17 protein-coding genes are annotated in these 16,290 nt (G+C 40.8%); 10 read left to right on the forward strand and 7 right to left on the reverse strand.

The window, feature by feature from the left end; genetic code table 11:
- Window positions 1-36: 36 nt before the first annotated feature.
- Entirely contained in the window at window positions 37-1,140 is a 1,104-nt protein-coding gene (locus AB2J24_RS14175) for a murein transglycosylase A (RefSeq protein ID WP_367385923.1), read from the reverse strand.
- A gap of 24 nt (window positions 1,141-1,164) precedes the next feature.
- Window positions 1,165-1,872 carry a Tim44/TimA family putative adaptor protein gene (locus tag AB2J24_RS14180; protein WP_162654599.1) on the reverse strand — a complete coding sequence of 236 codons (708 nt, stop codon included), beginning with the start codon at window positions 1,870-1,872 and terminating at the stop codon, window positions 1,165-1,167.
- Between the two features lie 163 nt (window positions 1,873-2,035).
- Here AB2J24_RS14180 and AB2J24_RS14185 point away from each other — a divergent pair, with 163 nt between their 5' ends.
- Both AB2J24_RS14185 and secB read left to right on the forward strand, forming a co-directional pair.
- The gene (locus tag AB2J24_RS14185; RefSeq protein ID WP_367385924.1) at window positions 2,036-2,617 is read left to right on the forward strand and encodes an FxsA family protein; all 582 of its coding nucleotides are present in this window, start codon (window positions 2,036-2,038) and stop codon (window positions 2,615-2,617) included.
- A gap of 114 nt (window positions 2,618-2,731) precedes the next feature.
- Window positions 2,732-3,235: a protein-export chaperone SecB gene (secB, locus tag AB2J24_RS14190; protein ID WP_162654601.1), complete on the forward strand. Its 504-nt coding sequence runs from the start codon at window positions 2,732-2,734 to the stop codon at window positions 3,233-3,235.
- A 50-nt stretch (window positions 3,236-3,285) separates the two neighbouring features.
- On the opposite strand, the gene dnaQ is transcribed toward secB, so the two are convergent.
- Genes dnaQ through AB2J24_RS14210 form a run of 4 tightly spaced genes read right to left on the reverse strand, consistent with a single transcriptional unit; the run spans window position 3,286 to window position 6,055 of the window.
- Window positions 3,286-3,990, reverse strand: coding sequence for a DNA polymerase III subunit epsilon (gene dnaQ, locus AB2J24_RS14195; RefSeq protein ID WP_162654602.1), 705 nt, complete (start codon window positions 3,988-3,990; stop codon window positions 3,286-3,288).
- A gap of 22 nt (window positions 3,991-4,012) precedes the next feature.
- Window positions 4,013-4,597, reverse strand: a complete 585-nt coding sequence (gene coaE, locus AB2J24_RS14200; protein ID WP_367385925.1) for a dephospho-CoA kinase — start codon at window positions 4,595-4,597, stop codon at window positions 4,013-4,015.
- Between the two features lie 29 nt (window positions 4,598-4,626).
- On the reverse strand, window positions 4,627-5,463 hold the full coding sequence (locus AB2J24_RS14205) for a shikimate dehydrogenase (protein ID WP_367385926.1): 837 nt from the start codon (window positions 5,461-5,463) through the stop codon (window positions 4,627-4,629).
- The gene (locus tag AB2J24_RS14210) at window positions 5,456-6,055 is read right to left on the reverse strand and encodes a Maf-like protein (protein WP_367385927.1); all 600 of its coding nucleotides are present in this window, start codon (window positions 6,053-6,055) and stop codon (window positions 5,456-5,458) included. Before AB2J24_RS14210 ends, AB2J24_RS14205 begins: the two co-directional genes overlap by 8 nt.
- Before the next feature lie 437 nt (window positions 6,056-6,492).
- Between AB2J24_RS14210 and hemE the strand changes: the two genes are divergently transcribed.
- From hemE to AB2J24_RS14250, 8 genes are all read left to right on the forward strand, one after another.
- Window positions 6,493-7,527 (forward strand): uroporphyrinogen decarboxylase, encoded by a 1,035-nt coding sequence (gene hemE / locus AB2J24_RS14215; RefSeq protein WP_367385928.1) that lies wholly within the window; start codon window positions 6,493-6,495, stop codon window positions 7,525-7,527.
- A gap of 40 nt (window positions 7,528-7,567) precedes the next feature.
- Complete coding sequence (gene hemJ, locus AB2J24_RS14220) at window positions 7,568-8,032, forward strand: protoporphyrinogen oxidase HemJ (protein WP_367386008.1); 465 nt, start codon at window positions 7,568-7,570, stop codon at window positions 8,030-8,032.
- A 124-nt stretch (window positions 8,033-8,156) separates the two neighbouring features.
- Window positions 8,157-9,422 carry a transcription termination factor Rho gene (gene rho / locus AB2J24_RS14225; RefSeq protein WP_174244260.1) on the forward strand — a complete coding sequence of 422 codons (1,266 nt, stop codon included), beginning with the start codon at window positions 8,157-8,159 and terminating at the stop codon, window positions 9,420-9,422.
- Window positions 9,423-9,471: 49 nt separating this feature from the next.
- A complete protein-coding gene (gene mnmE / locus AB2J24_RS14230) occupies window positions 9,472-10,797 on the forward strand; it encodes a tRNA uridine-5-carboxymethylaminomethyl(34) synthesis GTPase MnmE (RefSeq protein ID WP_367385929.1) in 1,326 nt (441 codons plus the stop codon).
- A gap of 157 nt (window positions 10,798-10,954) precedes the next feature.
- Complete coding sequence (gene mnmG, locus AB2J24_RS14235) at window positions 10,955-12,838, forward strand: tRNA uridine-5-carboxymethylaminomethyl(34) synthesis enzyme MnmG (RefSeq protein ID WP_367386009.1); 1,884 nt, start codon at window positions 10,955-10,957, stop codon at window positions 12,836-12,838.
- Window positions 12,828-13,466, forward strand: a complete 639-nt coding sequence (gene rsmG / locus AB2J24_RS14240) for a 16S rRNA (guanine(527)-N(7))-methyltransferase RsmG (protein WP_162654608.1) — start codon at window positions 12,828-12,830, stop codon at window positions 13,464-13,466. Before mnmG ends, rsmG begins: the two co-directional genes overlap by 11 nt.
- A 25-nt stretch (window positions 13,467-13,491) precedes the next feature.
- Window positions 13,492-14,310, forward strand: a complete 819-nt coding sequence (locus tag AB2J24_RS14245; protein ID WP_305792186.1) for a ParA family protein — start codon at window positions 13,492-13,494, stop codon at window positions 14,308-14,310.
- Window positions 14,311-14,350: 40 nt separating this feature from the next.
- Window positions 14,351-15,241 (forward strand): ParB/RepB/Spo0J family partition protein, encoded by an 891-nt coding sequence (locus tag AB2J24_RS14250; protein ID WP_162654609.1) that lies wholly within the window; start codon window positions 14,351-14,353, stop codon window positions 15,239-15,241.
- Between the two features lie 14 nt (window positions 15,242-15,255).
- Here AB2J24_RS14250 and holA read toward each other — a convergent pair whose 3' ends face one another.
- Window positions 15,256-16,284, reverse strand: coding sequence for a DNA polymerase III subunit delta (gene holA, locus AB2J24_RS14255; RefSeq protein WP_367385930.1), 1,029 nt, complete (start codon window positions 16,282-16,284; stop codon window positions 15,256-15,258).
- Window positions 16,285-16,290 lie beyond the last annotated feature (6 nt).

Genomic DNA, 16,290 nt, shown 5'->3' on the forward strand with positions numbered 1-16,290 from the left:
TTTTAGATACTGCCTTAAAAGATTTCGTTACCAGATCTAATTCTTTGGAAGCAAAATGTAAAATTCTGCATCGTGGCAGACTTTACCTGCTATTTGGCCAGCATCTTCACCGCTGCCCATAAATATGTCCCCACGAGATGCACCAAGAATGGCAGAACCTGTATCTTGGGCAATCATAAGCCTTCTAAACCGGTCTCCATCCTCCAATAAATCAGTTTGCATGTTTATGAATATCGGCAAACCAAATTGATGTATTGACCTGTCAACAGCAAGAGAACGTCGAGGTGTTAGCTGAACCTTTGCTGCACCCACCGGCCCGAGATTATCCTCAAGCTGACTATTTTGAGAAAAAAAGATGTATGATTGATTTTGCCATAATATTTCATCAACTCGATACGGATTTTCCTTCATACCTTCAGCTATCCAACTCCGAATAGCTTCCATAGAAATATGTTCTTGGCAAATTATCCCTCGTTCGACCAGTATTTTGCCAATACTCGTATAGGGATGACCTGTTTTTGCAGCATAAGAAACACGCATGGTTTGACCATGATCATCGATAAGCTTTGCGGAACCTTGAATATGAGTAAAATAAACATCAGATCTCTCAGCGACATAGGCAATTTCCAGGCCTTTGCTTTCTAAACAGCCACAATCTATAGCTTTTCGATCCGAATAAACCTCATAACCATCATCGACCTGCCGCGCGAAATCAAAATTTTTTGGAACAGTGTTTGGCTTTATCGTGAGGTGTTTGATCGATTTTAAATCTTCTGGTTGCCGATAGATGGGGTATTGAAATTCACTGTCCTTTATAAATGATACCCGCACCTCTGGCTCATAATATGCGGTGACGAATCCTGATTTCCCGGCATCGTCTATGAAATGTGGTGTAAAATTCTCCTCAAAGAATATTTTCGCCTGCGCGGTGGTAATATCCTGCCCTTCGCTTAACTGTATCGCTTGATTGCAGATCTCGCTAAAGCGTTGTTGCGATACACTAATCGCCCGCGTTGGGTATGGTTTTTGATTTATATGGTGATTAGCTGAAACAACAAAGGCGGCAAAAGCCGCCTTATGATCATCGTCCTGCCAACCATCAAGATCATCAAACCTACAAGGCTGGCACATAAAAGTCATTTGTTTTAACTTTACACCTTTAGCTCACGCGTCAGGTTCAGAAGCAACAAGACGCCAGTTTGGATCACGTGACTTAAGATCGCGTGAGAATGTCCACACATCGATAACTTCGGCGATATCTTCTTCATCACCTTCTATAATCTCACCATCTTTATTAAATGTCGCTGAGATAATCTGACTAACCAAGCGAACTGTTACGTTCGCGACGCGATTTTGAACTTCTGCTTGAACGATATTAGCTTTTTCAACACCAACAAAGTTAAATTTAACCACCTCGCCACGCGATTCGCGTTCATTGATCGCCGTTGCATAACTCTCATAAACATCGCGGGACAAAAGGTTTTTCAACTCTTTACGATTGCCATCTGCAAAAGACGTTACGATCATATCATATGCCATCCGCGCGCCTTCAACGAATTGTTTGGGCGTAAACTGCGGATCTTTATCGAAAATTGCACGGAGACCTTTATTCAGGTCGGAACCTATATCGGCATAATCATCGATAGCTGCATATTTCTTACTATCGTCTCGTTTATTATCACGCTGTGGAAGAGTTACCACATTTGAATCAGCATCATGATCTGCTCTTGTATCATCACGGTGCAAAGCTTCCGGTCTTTCATTACGAGGCTTCTCATGGCCGGTGCGTTTTCCTAAAACACCGCGCAATTGCATGAATACAATAATTGCTACTGCAAAGAAGAAAAATGTTACAAAGTCAAAAGAACCCATAATTATCGCCGTTATTTAAAAAATCATCTACTAGGCATATAGAGTGCTTAGGCCTATCATTCAAATGACTTTCTCTTTAAAAATGACATTCAATTCATTATCTAAAGAATAAAATCAATATTAAGGCCATAATACTTGGCCAAATTTAGTAAGAAATTATAAAATGCGCTTATCAATTATTCCAATTTTGCTCTTAATAGTTCCAATTTCTGAAATTGCTGTATTCATTCTCATTGGTGGGCAAATTGGTGTCTTTCCAACACTGGCAATGATCTTCGTCACCGCAATATTAGGAACATTCTTCTTACGCCAGCAAGGACTGGGCATTTTACAACGTCTACAAAGCGAACAGAAAGCAGGTAGACTTCCTGGTCGAGAGCTTGTTCATGGTGCCATGATCATGATTGCGGGTGTATTATTGCTGACACCTGGATTTGTTACAGATTCCATCGGCTTTCTTTTGTTTTTTCCACCGTTTCGCGATTTAGCGTGGAACTTCATAAAATCACGAATTAACGTCGTTAATTTTGGAGGTGGACTAGGCGGTGGCCCGAATGGTGGAATGGGAGGTTTTCATTCGACAGATAGACATCCGAATTACCCAAAAGAACCTTATGTTGATTTGAACGAAGATGAATATACCTCTGAACCAAACCCAGATTCACCGTGGGGAGATGGCGGGAAGAACGAAGAACACAAAACATCAAAGACAAATCAGGTCAGCGACCAATATAAACGAAAATAGATTTTTTTGTTGTCACAAATGGGCTGAAATGCTAGCTCCACCTCAATTAAACCATCAATAAGCCTATTACCTCTGATATGCTTTTCCAAAACTAAGCCAAACAAGGATAATTAAATGTCGGATAAACCAGCTGAAAATAACGCTGCAAATGGTGAAGCTGCTGCTGCGCCATCACTAAATGTCCTAACTCAGTACGTCAAAGACCTTTCATTTGAAAACCCGGGCGCGCCTAAATCTCTTGGCCCAAAGGAAAAAGCTCCAGACATTAACATTAATGTAAATGTGAATGCTAATCCGCTTTCAGAAACAGATTTTGATGTTGTACTCAACCTTACAGCTGACGCCAAAGATGGCAAAGACACCTTATTCCACATTGATTTGGTTTATGGCGGTGTTTTCCGTATTGAAAACTTCCCGCAAGAACATGTTCTTCCTGTTCTTTTCATTGAGTGCCCACGTCTTTTATTCCCATTTGCACGTCAGATCGTTGCAGATGCATCACGTAATGGCGGTTTCCCACCATTGATGATCGATCCAATTGATTTTGCACAAATGTTCCAACAGCGCATGGCTGAAGAACAAGCAAAGCAAAAAGTTGAAGCTCCTAAAGCTAACTAATCATTTCGATTATTTCAGACCGGTTTATGCAAAAGCGTAAACCGGTTTTTTTATTGCTTATATTTTGCCCAGATGGAATTTTCGCCCAGGCCATCAATTAATAAATCATGGGCTTGTTTTTCTTCATCAGTAACACGCGATGGCAAAGGTTCAGGTCTTTGGCCGAATCGGACAATTGTTCCATCCGTTGCTTCAAACGTCTGATCGCCATCATCTTGATTATTCACAAGACTTAGAGCTGTTTGGCGACCACCTGACATTTCGATATAGACTTCCGCAAGCAACTCAGCATCGAGCAACGCGCCGTGCTTCTCACGTCTAGAATTATCTATTCCATAACGACGACACAAAGCATCCAAACTATTTGGGCCCATTGGATGACGACGACGAGCAATTGCCAATGTATCAATAACATGCTCATTGCCAATTGGCGGAATATCTAATCGAGCAAGTTCAGCATTTAAAAAACCCATGTCAAAACTAGCATTATGCGCAACAAGTTTTGCACCTTTTACAAACGTCAAAAGATCATCAACGATGTCTTTAAACAGAGGCTTATCATTCAAGAACTCGTCAGTAATACCATGAACTTCAAGCGCATCAGGATGTACTTTTTTACCAGCGGCATTGATATAGATATGAAAGGAATTTCCCGTTGGAAATTTGTTATCAAGTTCAAGACCACCAAACTCAATAATTCTATCTTCCTTGTTGCTAAGCCCTGTTGTTTCAGTATCGAAGATGATTTCACGCATGGAATAATTCCTAATTACAGTGTTAAGAATGTCGCAAAATGTTAATAATTGCTATGACTTGGGCTTCTGTTTCTTCTAAACTCACAGACGTATCCACAATATGGTCCGCGCGGCGACGTTTTTCATGATCCGGTATTTGCTTGGCTAATATCGCTTCGAATTTCTCAGTTGTCATGTTTTTGCGGGATAAAACGCGTTGTCGTTGAACATCGGCATCACAAGTTACCACTATAATTGCATTGAAACGTTCTTCAGCACCTATTTCAAATAGGAGCGGAATATCTAAAAGAACAAGATCATGACCTTTTTGGCGCGCAACTTCGACAAATTCATCTTGTTTAAGTTTCACAAGGGGATGAACCAGAGCTTCAAGTTTAGCAAATGCATCAGAATTTCCTATTACATATTTAGAAAGCGCAGCTCTATTCACCTTGCCATCTTTTGTTGATCCCGGAAACAATGATTCAATAGGTTCTACGGCTTCATTATCATAAAGTGCATGCACAATATCATCGGAGCCGATTGCAGGAACGCCATGTTGTTCAAACATTTTGGTCGTTGTGGTTTTACCCATTCCAATAGAACCTGTGAGGCCAATTATCTTCATTTTGTCTCCAGTTATAGACGGGTTAGCTTCTAGGCGCTTAAAATAATCTCTCGAAGTTCTTTTGTTACTTGCGGTCTCTCACCAAACCAATGTTCAAATCCAGGAACTGCCTGATGAAGCAACATACCAAATCCATCTGCTATTTTAATATTCTGATCCATTGCCATCTGTAGAAATGGTGTGATCAATGGCGTATAAACAATATCAGTGACCAAAGCATCATCTGCCATAACTGTAAAATCTAAACTCGGAACTTTTGTTCCGCCCATGCCAAGAGATGTTGTGTTGATAAAAAGATCTGCATCCTGCAGACCAGATTGTAATTCATTCACGGATAAGACTGTGATATAATTACCAAAAGCCTGTGCTAGATTTTCAGCTCGCTCTATAGTTCGATTAAAAAGGAAGACTTCGTCAAAACCTATCTGTTTAAGAGCAAATAAAATAGCGCGACTAGCACCACCGGCACCTAAAACAATTGCCTTCTTTCCTTTGCGCCAGCCCTTATCAAAATCGTCTAGATTTGCAGTAAAGCCATAAACATCCGTATTTGTGGCATGAAGTTTTCCACCTTCTTTGTAAATCGTATTAGCTGCACCTATCTGAGCGGCAATATCATCAACATAATCAACTAATTTAAAGGTCTGTTCTTTGTGAGGAATTGTCACATTTCCACCTAAAAATTCAGCATCATCTAATTTCAACATCTGAATAAATGACGGATATTCATCTGGAGAAACATCTACAGCCTCATAAGAACCTTCTAGCCCATATTTTTTAAGCCAGTAATCATGAATTAGCGGAGATTTTGAATGCGAAATCGGATGCCCTACAACAAACGCTCTCTTAAAAACCTGTTCAGCCATCAATCACTCCCAAGTTCCGCAGCTCTTCCAAAAGTGGTAACATAGGCAACCCGACGATTGTAAAAAAATCACCCTTGATGTTGTCAAACAATTGCACACCTTCTTTTTCCAATTGATAGGCACCAACAGAGGTAAGAACATCATCGCCTGCTTGAGCAAGATGGCGGTCTATAAATTCTGGTGTTAATTTTCGCATTGTTAATTCAGCGGTTGATACATGTTGCCATATCGTTTCACCATTTTTTACAATTACTACAGCACTGTTTAATTCATGCGTACTACCTGATAATTCCAATAAACGGCGCCTTGCATCATCCATATTTTTGGGTTTATGAAACATCTTGTCCTGCATTGACATCGTTTGATCAGAACCAATTACATATTGATCAGTATTTTTTTGTGATACATCTAAGGCTTTCGCATTAGCTAGAATAAGAGCTAGTTCTTTTGGTATCACACCAGTATCTTTAACTGCGGTTTCAATCGTACGCTCATCAATATCTGCTGAAGCAGTATCAAAGTTAAGACCAGCATTTTCCATTAGCATCTTCCGATGGATACTTTTTGAAGCAAGAATAATTTTGGAATTCATGAAGCTCACTGATTCTCTGAAAGTTACATTTCAATTTCTAAGTTCGTTACTTTGGTCAATCATTTTGCTGATCTACGCACAATTATAATTTTGACCTGTTAATGAAATTGGATAACATTTGGTTAACAAAACAGCACTAGATAAGTTATTAAAACAATGCTCAGTTTATCCACAATGTGAATAAGTCGAATAACTATTAATTAAAATCTCAAGATACTCTGTGATTATAAGGTATAACTTTTTTTGTAAGTTATATTATATTGAAAAATATATATTTTTGCGATGTTTCGGTTTTGAAATGATCGATATTTGATGCGACAAGATTGTGGATACCTTGTGGATGAATTGTGGTTTATTGTTAATCACCATTATTCACAGACTCTAAGAATAAAAATACAAATACATATATAATTTATATATTAGCCCGGAGTGTATAAGTGTCAGAGAAGAGAAAATTACTACGTGTTCTCGATGGAGAAACTATTTTTCCACCACCCACATGGCTTATGAGACAAGCAGGACGTTACTTACCGGAATATCGTGCCACTCGAAAAACAGCGAAAGATTTTTTATCACTTTGTTATAATCCGGAATTAGCTGTTGAAGTTACAATGCAACCAATTCGCAGATTTGGTTTTGATGCAGCTATTATGTTTTCTGATATATTAGTTATTCCGGATGCTTTGAATAGAAATGTTCATTTTGTAACGGGTGAAGGACCTAAAATGGATCCTATCAACCCTGCAGGCATTGATGCTTTGAAAACAGATAATTTTCTGAACCATCTTACGCCGGTCCTTGAAACGCTTAAGCGGTTACGAATAGAGCTCCCTAATGAAACTACTCTTCTAGGCTTCTGTGGTGCTCCGTGGACGGTAGCAACCTATATGATTGCTGGTCACGGAACACCTGATCAAGCTCCAGCCAGATTATTTGCTTATGAACATGAGCAAGCTTTTAACAAACTACTCGATATTTTGGCGGATATGTCCGCTCAGTATTTAATCGCTCAGATAGATGCCGGTGCAGATGCTGTACAAATATTTGATTCTTGGGCAGGTGTTTTAGGGGAGAAAGAATTTGAGAAATATGCTGTTCGTCCTGTTAAGCGAATTATTGATCAGGTTCGAGCTGCCCGCCCGGATGCTAAGATAATTGCCTTTGCAAAGGGCGCTGGTATTTTACTCCAAAACTATCGTTCTCAAGTAGGTTCTGATGCTATAGGTCTCGATTGGACCGTACCTGTTACTTTTGCAAAAGAATTACAAAAACAGGGCGCTGTCCAAGGCAATCTCGATCCTATGTTAATGGTTGCAGGTGGAGAAGCCCTTGATAAAGGGGTTGATAGGATTATGGCTGAGTTATCCGACGGACCCCTAATTTTTAATCTTGGCCATGGAATAACACCTCAAGCTGATCCGGAAAATGTCACTCGCTTATTGAAACGGATAAGAGGATATCAGCGTGGATAGTTCTGTGAAAAAAAAGGTCGTTTCAGGTGTTATCTACATCATGTTTTTTGCAATATTAGCTATAACTTGGAAGAGTGTTTATGCTTATCCCTGGATTAAAGCTTTGCATGTGATTGCTGTTATCTCATGGATGGCTGGTATGCTCTATTTGCCACGGCTTTTTGTTTATCATGCTGCATCGAAAGTTGGATCGGATGTTTCTGAGCAATTCAAGGTGATGGAACTTAAGCTTTTGAAAATTATCATTAATCCAGCGATGATAGTGGCTTGGGGATGTGGTATTTGGTTGATATTTAGTGGCTTTGTACCACTTGAGACGTGGTTTATCATTAAGTTTATATTGGTTTTGGTTTTGTCTGGATTTCATGGTGTTTTATCTAAAGCACAAAAACGTTTTGCAATGGATGAAAATACAAAATCCGAGAAACAATGGCGATATCTTAATGAGGTCCCAACATTGTTAATGATCAGTGTTGTTATCATGGTAATTGTACGGCCATTTTAATGCAAAATTATAGGGCCTTGCGATTCCGTTTGAGAATCGTTATGCTAGCTATATCCAAGCCCGTCCGATTTCTTCGGCTTTGTCATTTCGGGTTTACTTCTCAATAGTTATATCTGGATTTTCCATGCAAGAAATGAAGCTTCAAGAGCTTAAAAGTAAAAAACCTGCTGAGTTATTAGAATTCGCAGAAGGTGTTGATGTCGAAAACGCGAGTGTTATGCGCAAACAGGAATTGATGTTTGCCATCCTGAAGCAGCTAGCTGCTCAGGACGTCACGATTATTGGTGAAGGTGTTGTTGAAGTTCTTCAGGATGGGTTTGGCTTTATGCGTTCAGCACAAGCTAATTACCTGCCAGGTCCTGATGATATATATATATCTCCGTCTCAGATTCGAAAGTTTTCCTTAAAAACCGGTGATACTGTTGAAGGTCCAATACGTGGACCGAAGGAAGGTGAGCGTTATTTTGCACTCCTAAAAGTCAATACAATAAACTTTGAAGATCCGGAAAAGATTAGACACAAAGTACATTTTGATAATTTGACTCCTCTTTATCCAGATGAGCGAATTAATATGGAGATGAATGATCCAACGCGGAAAGATTTATCTGCTCGGGTTATTGATTTAGTCGCACCTTTGGGTAAAGGTCAGCGTGGTTTGATCGTTGCGCCGCCCAGAACTGGTAAGACTGTTCTCTTGCAGAATATTGCGCATTGTATCACAGAAAATCATCCAGAATGCTATCTGATCGTTCTTTTAATCGATGAACGCCCTGAAGAAGTTACGGATATGCAACGATCAGTACAGGGTGAAGTTGTTTCTTCAACTTTCGATGAACCTGCAACACGTCATGTACAAGTTGCTGAAATGGTTATTGAAAAAGCTAAGCGTCTTGTCGAACATGGACGCGATGTTGTTATTTTGCTTGATTCTATCACAAGACTTGGACGTGCTTATAATACTGTTGTGCCCTCATCCGGTAAGGTTTTAACAGGCGGTGTTGACGCAAATGCTTTGCAACGCCCGAAACGTTTCTTTGGTGCTGCGCGTAATATTGAAGAGGGTGGTTCTTTGACGATTATTGCGACTGCCTTGATTGATACTGGCAGCCGTATGGATGAAGTGATTTTTGAAGAGTTTAAAGGTACTGGTAATTCTGAGATTGTTCTTGATCGTAAGATTGCTGATAAGCGTATATATCCGTCGATGGACATCTTGAAATCAGGTACTCGCAAAGAAGATCTTCTTGTTGATAAGCAAGATTTACAGAAGGTATTCGTATTACGACGTATTTTGTCACCTATGGGAACAACGGACGCGATTGAATTCCTTATCGATAAATTAAAGCAAACAAAGAGTAATTCCGATTTCTTCGATTCAATGAATACTTAGGTTTTAGAATCTAAATATCCGTACGACTTGAAACTTAGGGCTTTGAGTTATGTCTGAACAGGATACTATTTACGCTTTATCATCTGGCTCATTACCCAGCGGTGTTGCTATTGTTCGTATCAGTGGTTCCAGGACTCGATTCGCGCTCGAAACACTTTGTTCAGTGATACCTAAACCACGAATGGCAGTGTTGAAAACGATTCGAGATCGGAACGATCTGGCTATTGATAAGGCTTTGGTTCTTTTTTTCCCCAACCCAAATTCATTTACCGGTGAAGATTGCGCGGAGATTCATTTGCATGGCGGACGTGCAGTTGTCAGTGCCTGTCTTAATGCTTTATCGATCTTGCAGGGTCTTCGTATTGCAGAAGCTGGTGAATTTACAAAACGCGCATTTGATAATGGAAAAATGGATCTGACCGAAGCGGAAGGATTGGCCGATTTGATATCTGCCGAAACCGAAATGCAGCGGAGACTGGCTATACAACAGTCAGATGGGGTTCTTAAAGATTTATACGATGGATGGGCAGCACGGATATTGAGATCTCGGGCATTAATAGAAGCAGAACTCGATTTTTCGGACGAAGATGATATTCCTGGGGCTATTTCAGATCAGGTTTGGTCAGATGTTGGTCTACTCGCAAAAGAGATATCCCGTCATCTAAAAAAGTCTCGCGCGGGTGAAATAACGCGTAATGGCTTCTCTGTAGTTATCGCTGGAGCTCCAAATGCTGGAAAATCCTCACTTCTAAATGCTTTGGCTGGAAGGGATGTGGCTATAGTATCTGAGGAGAGAGGAACTACGCGAGATATATTGGAAGTTCGCTTAGATATAGCGGGACATCTCGTTGTTGTAAAAGATACGGCGGGTATTAGAGATACTGACAATAAGCTGGAGAGAGAAGGCATTCGACGTGCGGAGCAAGCACTTGAAACTGCTGACTTAATTTTACATCTTGTAGATCTATCTCTAGATCGTGATGCCTTACCGGAGAGATTGATTTCAAAAAATAATGTACTAAAAATTGGTACGAAAACTGATATTGTGAATGCAGATTTTGGTGAACAGTTTGACGCGTTAATTTCCACTACTACGGAAGATGGTTTGGAAGGTTTACTGCATAGGGTTGAGCAAGCGTTGGAAATTTTGGTTGTCCCGGATGATTTCGTGGTTCCGACACGACAAAGACATATAGATCTGTTGAAAATCGCGCAGCTAGAGTTAGTTGAAGCTACTCTACTGATTGATGAACCGATTGAAATTAGATCGGAACATCTACGTTTGGCGCAGGATGCTTTGGGCAAAATAACAGGCAGAACTGATGTTGAAGATTTACTGGGGGTGATCTTCGGCGAATTTTGCGTTGGTAAATGATTCACGTGAAACATATTTGTTGGCGACTCACGTGAAACATCGGGGGCGATAGCATGACTCACGTGAAACATGGAATATTAGAGAGTTTCACGTGAAACGCCAAATTTGCTTGACATTTATTCGATACTGACTGAACAAGATATCGAAAAGAAGGTGAATTATGAAGTACGATGTAATAGTTATAGGCGGTGGCCATGCTGGTTGCGAAGCGGCATCAGCTTCAGCGCGAATGGGCGCTTCTACAGCGCTGATTACTCACAAGCTTAATACAATCGGTGTTATGTCATGCAATCCGGCCATAGGTGGGCTTGGCAAAGGGCACTTGGTTCGTGAAATCGATGCGATGGATGGTCTTATGGGTCGAGTGACTGATGATGCAGCTATTCAATATCGTATGTTGAATCGCCGCAAAGGTCCTGCGGTTCGTGGTCCCAGAACTCAAGCGGATCGAAAACTTTATCGTGAATCTATGCAAAAAAATATTTCAGAGATTGAAAATTTGGATGTAGTAGAAGGTGAAGTAGATGACTTGATTGTTAACGCTGGTCAAATTGATGGTGTTCTGACTAAAGATGGCCGTTCGTTTATGTGTTCCGCCGTTGTTCTAACGACAGGAACCTTCCTTCGCGGTCTTATACATATTGGTGATAAGAAAATCCCTGCTGGTCGCATGGGGGAGGCTCCAGCTCTGGGCCTATCTGATCGTTTGGAAAATCTTGGCTTAGATCTGCGACGACTAAAGACTGGAACGCCTGCGCGTTTGGACGGAAAAACAATTGCCTGGGACAAATTAGCTACTCAGGAGGCTGATACCGATCCGGTGCCCTTTTCATTTATGTCAGGGGCTATAACGCAAAAGCAAATTCCATGCGGTATCACTCGAACAACAAACGCCACACATCGTATTATTGAAGATAATATTTCTAAATCCGCCATGTATTCGGGACAGATTGAGGGCGTGGGTCCTCGTTATTGTCCATCGATTGAGGATAAGATAGTAAAATTTGGTGATAGAGATGGACACCAAATTTTTCTTGAGCCTGAGGGTTTGGATGATGATACCGTTTATCCAAATGGTATCTCGACTTCTTTACCGGAAGATATACAGGATCAATTTATTCGAACTATTCCTGGTTTGGAGAATGTAAATATTTTGCAACCCGGATACGCTATCGAGTACGATTATATCGATCCGCGGGAATTGTCATCAACTCTTGAGTTGAAGAAGTTGTCTGGATTGTTTTTAGCAGGACAGATTAATGGAACGACTGGTTATGAGGAGGCAGCCGCTCAGGGGTTAGTTGCAGGTTTGAATGCGGCGAGAGTGGTTCAGGGTGGCGAATCTGTTTTATTTAGTCGTACCGAATCTTACATCGGAGTTATGATTGATGACCTTACGACGCATGGCGTTACTGAACCCTACCGTATGTTTACTTCTCGGGCGGAGTATCGTTTAACACTTCGTGCTGATAACGCTGATGTTCGATTAACACCATTTGCAATAGAGTTAGGCTGTGTAAGTAATGAACGCCGGCAAAAATTCGAGCAATGGCAGAAATCTCTAAAGAAGTGCCGCAATGATTTTGAAAGTAGACATCTTTCGCCTTCTGAGGCAGAGAAGTTTGATATTAAACTCAATAAGGACGGCGTTGTTAGGTCTGCATTTCAGCTTTTGTCTTATCCTCAAATTTGCTTGGAAGATATTTTGCGCGTTTGGCCAGAACTTGGTGTTTACGATACTAAACTGTTGGAAACAATTGAGGTTGATGCGACTTATGCAGTATATCTATTGCGTCAGGAAGCAGATATTAAGAATCAAAAGCGTGAGGAGTCTCGTTTGATACCCATAAATTTTGATTATGATGTTTTACCAGGCTTATCTAATGAACTGAAATCTAAGTTAAACAGGTTTAAACCTGTATCTATTGCTCATGCGAATCGAATCGATGGAATGACACCTGCTGCGATTGCTATTATTCTGACATATATGAAGCGAGAACAGGCCTCGATCAGAGTTGAGATGGCGCAGAATGAGCAATAGAGAGAAACTGGAGGCAGGTAACGATGTTTTTGATGTTTCACGTGAAACATGGGAAAGATTGCAATTATATGCTGATCTCGTAAGAAAATGGCAGAAAACCATAAATCTAGTATCTCCGTCCACCGTGGATAATCTCTGGAGTAGACATATATTAGATAGTCTACAAATCTATCGATATAACCAACAGCCTAAAACTTGGTTGGATATGGGGAGTGGAGCAGGTTTTCCTGGGATCGTAACCGGTATTTGCCTTGCGGAGAATGAAAAAGGTTGGGTTCATTTGATTGAAAGTAATCAAAAGAAGGCCGCATTTCTGCGAAATTGTATTATTAAAACAGGTGCTCGAGCAAGTGTTCATCCTGTTCGAGTATCGAATGCAATCAAGGATATAGCAAGCGTAGATGCAATATCTGCACGCGCACTTGCATCATTGTCTGATCTTTTGGAAATGTCCGCACCTTGGTTTGCCAAGAATGAAAAATGTTGTGCATGGTTTCACAAAGGTAGGGATTACGCCGCGGAATTGGATATTGCCCGTAGTCGTTGGACGTTTGATCTGGTAAAATATGATAGCCAGATTGAAGACGACTCCGTTATTTTGAGTATCAGTCATCTAAGGCAGAAATAGTCACTAAAGAACCTTCGATGTAAATATGTTGATACCTATGCCAAAGAGTAAGAAGATAAATCTCAATCGTATTATTACTATTGCTAATCAAAAAGGCGGTGTCGGCAAGACGACGACAGCAATCAATTTAGCAACTGCTCTTGCTGCTATTGGTGAGAAAGTATTGGTTGTTGACTTGGATCCGCAAGGTAATGCGAGTACCGGACTTGGAATAGAACGACGTGATCGGGAATTGTCATCTTATGATGTTCTAATTTTTGAGGCGGAGTTATCTAAAGCTGTTCTAAAAACCGCCGTTCCTAACTTGAGTATTATTCCTTCGACGATGGATCTTCTTGGTCTCGAAATGGAAATTTCTAATGACCCAAAACGAGCTTACCGTTTGAAAGAAGTATTGCACGGTCCGGCTGCTCAGAAATATAGTTATATTCTTATTGACTGTCCACCATCTCTAAATTTACTTACCATGAATGCAATGGCCGCAGCTCACTCTGTTCTTGTACCGCTTCAATGTGAGTTTTTTGCTTTGGAGGGCTTAAGTCAGCTTTTGGAAACTGTTGGACAGGTTCGAGATACTCTTAATCCAGACCTTGAGATTCAAGGAGTTGTGATGACCATGTATGATGCACGAAACAATCTTGCACATCAAGTTGTTGCAGATGTGCGAGAAAATTTGGGTGAAAAAGTATATCAAACGCTTATCCCTAGAAATGTTCGAGTTTCTGAAGCGCCTTCTTATGGTAAACCTGCAATTTTGTATGACCTTGCTTGCTCAGGTAGTCAGGCATATCTGCAGTTAGCCTCAGAAGTAATTCAAAGAGAGCGTGAGCATAAAGCTGCTTAATTCGTTTGATAGTAGAATAAGCTAATTTAATAGGTGTTATATGAGTGATGAACAATCAAAGAAACGTTTAGGGCGTGGACTGGCCGCTCTTATTGGTGAGATGGATACTGCTGAGCAAAAAGCTGAACCTTCTGCGATAGCACCTGATCAAAACTTACCGATTGAGTTTATTGTTCGTAATTCAGAAAACCCTCGTCAATATTTTGATCGGGAGGGCTTAGCTGATCTTGCTCGCTCTATCCGAAAACATGGCATCGTGCAGCCGATTGTTGTTCGTAAAACATCTGAAGATAGATATGAAATTATTGCAGGCGAACGTCGTTGGCGGGCAGCACAACAAGCAGGTCTTACTAATGTACCTGTGCTTATTCGTAACGTAGATAATAAGACAGCGTTAGAAATTGCTATCGTTGAAAATGTTCAGCGTTCAGATCTTAATCCTCTGGAAGAGGCGCTTGGCTATGAGCAGCTTATGTCTCATTACGGATATACTCAAAATGATTTGGGTGAGGTAATTGGTAAGAGCCGAAGTCATGTCGCAAATAGTTTACGACTATTAAAGCTACCAGATGAAGTTCGTCAGATGCTTGTCGATGGATCATTATCAGCAGGCCATGCCCGCGCAATTGTATCTACGTCTAATCCCTTAGAGCTTGCAAAAAGAATTGTTAGTGAAGGTTTATCTGTTCGCGAAGCAGAGCGTTTAGCGCAGCTTGATATAAATGGTGAAGATGTACGCTCTTCAGCGGGAAAATCAAATCAAGTCGTGCAAAAGGATGCGGATACTCTTGCTCTTGAACAAAGCCTTAGTGATGTTCTGGGGTTAAAGGTAGCTTTGAACCATAAAGGTGAAAAAGGTCAACTGCAGATTAACTACAAATCGCTCGAACAACTTGATAATATTTGCAAATTACTTGGCGTTGCCGGCTAAGATTCAATGTGAATTTAGCGACTTAGAAGGCAAACACGCATCAAAGCCTGTCTGGCGATGCTTTCTTCAAGCGCTGCATTTTTTCGCGTTTCCAAAATAGTGTTAGATAAACGATCCATTTCCTTACTCAGTTTGCTACAAGTCCATTTTCGTAATGCTTTCTCAAAAGCTGGTTTACGTTTGAAATGAATATATCGTCCCATTTCAGACATAACTTGCCCAGCTTGCTTTTTGTTTACTTCAATTTCTGATCGCATGATGTCGATCTGCTGTAGTTGAGCGAGGCAAGAGCGTAAAACCAGAAAGATAGGTGTTTTGGAGATGATAATTTTTGAAAAAGATTTATCTAACTCATTGATATTACCGGTTAATATAGCATCAACTGTTTCGTCAACTGAGATCGAAGAAGCGTCCCCAATGGCATTAGTGACATCTTCTGCGGTAATATTTTTTTGTTCTTGGCAATAGAGCGTTAGTTTTTGCAGCTCACCACGGCTCGCTAGGCGATCTCCACCTAAAAAACTCAGCAATAACTGGCGCGCGTCATTTTCAATACGTAAGTTCGCTGCCCCTAGTTCTTGATCAATCAAAGCTTGTAATGAACGACCATCATCTGCGTAACAAGGAATTGCAAGAGCAGGAGGTGCTTTTTCAATCATCTTACGTAAGGGTGAGGATTTCTTAAGGTCGCCAGCCTCAATGATTAATGTTACACTCTCGGTAATCTCTTCAAGAACCCCACTTATAATTGCCGGCAATTTCTTGTCGCCGCCGGCGTTCTTTACCCAGATAAGTCGATCACCACCAAACAGACCGATGGACCCGATCTCATCGGCTAGTCGACCAGGATCTGATGAAATTTCAGATGACTCGAGCCTTATGGTGGCGAAATCATCAGCTAAATCGACATCAATTTTTTTGGAAAGTTCTCGTGCGCGCTCCGAAACAAGACCATTGTCGGGGCCATAAATAAGAAAAGCACGATAGGGTATACCCGTTCGTTTGATTAAACCATCGAACTCATGTGCCTTAATCTGCGCCATACTAGA

The sequence above is a fragment of the Lentilitoribacter sp. EG35 genome, assembly GCF_040784015.1.
In the GTDB taxonomy this organism is placed as follows: Bacteria; Pseudomonadota; Alphaproteobacteria; order Rhizobiales; family Rhizobiaceae; genus Lentilitoribacter.

Coding starts and splice junctions, on each gene's coding strand:
- rho (WP_174244260.1), top strand. CDS start 8,157: ATGCAAGAAATGAAGCTTCAAGAGCTTAAAAGTAAAAAACCTGCTGAG.
- AB2J24_RS14175 (WP_367385923.1), bottom strand. CDS start 1,140: ATGACTTTTATGTGCCAGCCTTGTAGGTTTGATGATCTTGATGGTTGG.
- holA (WP_367385930.1), bottom strand. CDS start 16,284: ATGGCGCAGATTAAGGCACATGAGTTCGATGGTTTAATCAAACGAACG.
- AB2J24_RS14205 (WP_367385926.1), bottom strand. CDS start 5,463: ATGGCTGAACAGGTTTTTAAGAGAGCGTTTGTTGTAGGGCATCCGATT.
- AB2J24_RS14210 (WP_367385927.1), bottom strand. CDS start 6,055: ATGAATTCCAAAATTATTCTTGCTTCAAAAAGTATCCATCGGAAGATG.
- secB (WP_162654601.1), top strand. CDS start 2,732: ATGTCGGATAAACCAGCTGAAAATAACGCTGCAAATGGTGAAGCTGCT.
- hemJ (WP_367386008.1), top strand. CDS start 7,568: ATGTTTTTTGCAATATTAGCTATAACTTGGAAGAGTGTTTATGCTTAT.
- AB2J24_RS14250 (WP_162654609.1), top strand. CDS start 14,351: ATGAGTGATGAACAATCAAAGAAACGTTTAGGGCGTGGACTGGCCGCT.
- AB2J24_RS14180 (WP_162654599.1), bottom strand. CDS start 1,872: ATGGGTTCTTTTGACTTTGTAACATTTTTCTTCTTTGCAGTAGCAATT.
- rsmG (WP_162654608.1), top strand. CDS start 12,828: ATGAGCAATAGAGAGAAACTGGAGGCAGGTAACGATGTTTTTGATGTT.
- mnmE (WP_367385929.1), top strand. CDS start 9,472: ATGTCTGAACAGGATACTATTTACGCTTTATCATCTGGCTCATTACCC.
- dnaQ (WP_162654602.1), bottom strand. CDS start 3,990: ATGCGTGAAATCATCTTCGATACTGAAACAACAGGGCTTAGCAACAAG.
- coaE (WP_367385925.1), bottom strand. CDS start 4,597: ATGAAGATAATTGGCCTCACAGGTTCTATTGGAATGGGTAAAACCACA.
- AB2J24_RS14245 (WP_305792186.1), top strand. CDS start 13,492: ATGTTGATACCTATGCCAAAGAGTAAGAAGATAAATCTCAATCGTATT.
- AB2J24_RS14185 (WP_367385924.1), top strand. CDS start 2,036: ATGCGCTTATCAATTATTCCAATTTTGCTCTTAATAGTTCCAATTTCT.